This window comes from Methylobacterium sp. WL6 (assembly GCF_008040095.1).
Taxonomy (GTDB): Bacteria; Pseudomonadota; Alphaproteobacteria; order Rhizobiales; family Beijerinckiaceae; genus Methylobacterium.
The window spans coordinates 1-2,489 of record NZ_VRVH01000465.1; the positions used below are offsets into that span (position 1 = coordinate 1).

General features: G+C 72.7%; 1 protein-coding gene. It reads left to right on the forward strand.

Annotation, left to right across the window (positions count from 1 at the left end):
• Positions 1-120: 120 nt before the first annotated feature.
• The coding region (locus FV230_RS27250) for a PAS domain-containing protein (RefSeq protein WP_147844594.1) at positions 121-2,489 on the forward strand (2,369 nt) is incomplete at its 3' end.

A 2,489-nucleotide genomic window follows, 5' to 3' on the forward strand; every position in this document is an offset into this window, starting at 1 on the left:
GGACGGGCGCCGCGCGCCCGCCTCGGCGCCGCGCGAGGGCGATCGGCCCGGTCGGGTCCGGAATCGGGATGATGCGATGGGCCGGCGCCTCGGGGAGATGCCGGCGGGGGACGCGCGAACGTGAGCAGCACAGAGGCGCTTCAGGCGAGGGACGACGAAACGACGGCGGACGAGGCGGCGCGCGAGGCGAAGCGCGTCGCGGCGCTGCTGGCGCTCGGGATCCTGGATACGCCGCCGGAGGATCATTTCGAGGCGGTGTGCCGCACGGCCTGCCGCCTGTTCGGCGTCGAGACCGCCTTCGTCGGGTTCATCGACGCCGACCGGCAATGGCTGAAGACGCCGTGCGCGCTGGTGCCGGGCGAGCTGCCGCGGCAGAAGAGCTTCTGCACCTACACGATCCAGACGGACGCGGTGCACGTCGTCCCGGACGCGCGGCTCGACCCGCGCTTCTCCGGCAGCCCGCTCGTCGACGGCACGGCGGGGGCAACCCGGTTCTATGCCGGCACGCCCCTGAGCCTCGCCCCCGGGATCCGCGTCGGTACCCTCTGCCTCGTCGACTCGCGGCTGCGCGACTTCTCGCCTGAGGACGGCGTCGCGCTGCAGGACCTCGCCGAGATCGTCGTCGCGCACCTGCGCCTCTCGGAGTCGAACGCGGCGCTCGGGCGCGAGATGGCCCTGCGCAGCGCGCACGAGGCGCAGCTGGAGTGCCAGGCGGCCGAGATCGCCGAGCGCTCCGCGGCGCAGGCCAGCGCCAACCACCTGCTGACTATGGCCGAGCAGCTCGCCAGCATCGGCAACTGGCGCGTCCCGCTGCCGGCGGGTCAGCCGATCTGGTCGTTGGGGCTCTACGAGATCGCCGGGCTCGACCCCGCCACCGCGCCGCCGCACCTCTCGACCTTCGCCGAGATCTATCACGCCGACGACCGGGAGCGGCTGATCGCCGTCGTCGGCGACGCGATCGCGCGGGCCGAGAACTTCGCCTTCGACGCCCGCATCCTGCGGCCGGACGGCACCGAGCGCGACGTGGTGGTGCGCGGCACCTGCGAGACCGACGCCGCGGGCACGGTCACCGGCCTGTTCGGCGTGATGATCGACATCACCGCGCGCCGGCGGGCCGAGGCCGACGTCCACCGCAGCGAGAGCCGCTATCGCGGGCTGGCCGACACCCTGCCGCTGCTGGTCTGGGCGATGCGGCCGGGCGACGGCGAGATCACCTACGCGAACCCCCAGTTCCACGCGTATTACGGGCCGATCGGCACCGGCCGCGCCGCGCGGGTCGCCTGCAACCATCCCGACGACGCGCCCGCCATGGCGACGGCGTGGCGGGCGGCGCAGGCCGGCGAGACCGCCTATTCCGGGGAATGGCGCCTGCGCCGCGCCGACGGCACCTATCGCTGGCACAAGCTGACGATGACGCCGGTCCACCTGATGGCCGACGGCACCGTCATCGAGTGGCTCGGCACGGCGCTCGACATCGACGAGATCGTCACCGCCCGGATGGCGGAGCACGATGCCCGCGGCCTGCTGCGGATCGCCCTGGAGGCCGCCGAGGCCGGGACCTGGGATTGGGACATGCAGACCGGGGTGAGCCTGCTCTCGCCCGAGAGCCTGCGCATCTACGGGCTGCCCGAGGACGGCGAGCCGCGCGGCATCACCACCGCCGCGTGGACGGCCCTGGTCGATCCCGAGCAGGTCGGCGAGGTCTGGGACGCGATCCGGCACGCGATCGACACCCGCACCACCTACGCCGCCGAGTTCCGGGTCGGCGAGCGCTGGGTCTACGCCCGCGGCCGGCCGCTGTTCGGGGCCGACGACCGCCCGTACCGGATGGTCGGCCTCCACATCGACATCACCGAGCGCAAGTCGGCGGAGGTGGCCTTGCGCTCGATCACCGCCGAGGCCCAGGCCGCGCGTGCCGAGGCCGAGCGCGCGAGCGAGGCCAAGAGCGACTTCCTCGCGGCGATGAGCCACGAGATCCGCACGCCCCTGAACGGCATCCTCGGCTACGCCGACATGCTGCTCGACGAGACCCACCTGCGGGCGGAGGACCGTCACCGGCTCGAGCTGATCCAGTGCTCGGGCGCCGCGCTGCTCACCGTCGTCAACGACATCCTCGACTTCTCGAAGATCGAGGCCGGGCAGCTGACCCTCGACCCGGTCTCGTTCCCGCTGGTCTCGGTGATCGACAACACCGTCTCGATCGTCCGCGGCGGCGCGCTGAAGAGCAACCTGCGGATCGAGACCCGGATCGACCCGGATCTGCCCGCCTTCGTCCTCGGCGACGCGAGCCGCCTGCGCCAGGTGCTGCTGAACCTGCTGAACAACGCGGTGAAGTTCACCCCCGTCGGCTCGGTGACCCTCGTGGTCCGGCGCGAGCGCTCGGGGGCGCGCGGCCACGACCTGCGCTTCGAGGTCACCGACACCGGCATCGGGATCAATTCGGCGCAGCAGGACCGGCTGTTCAAGCGCTTCAGCCAGGTCGACGGCTC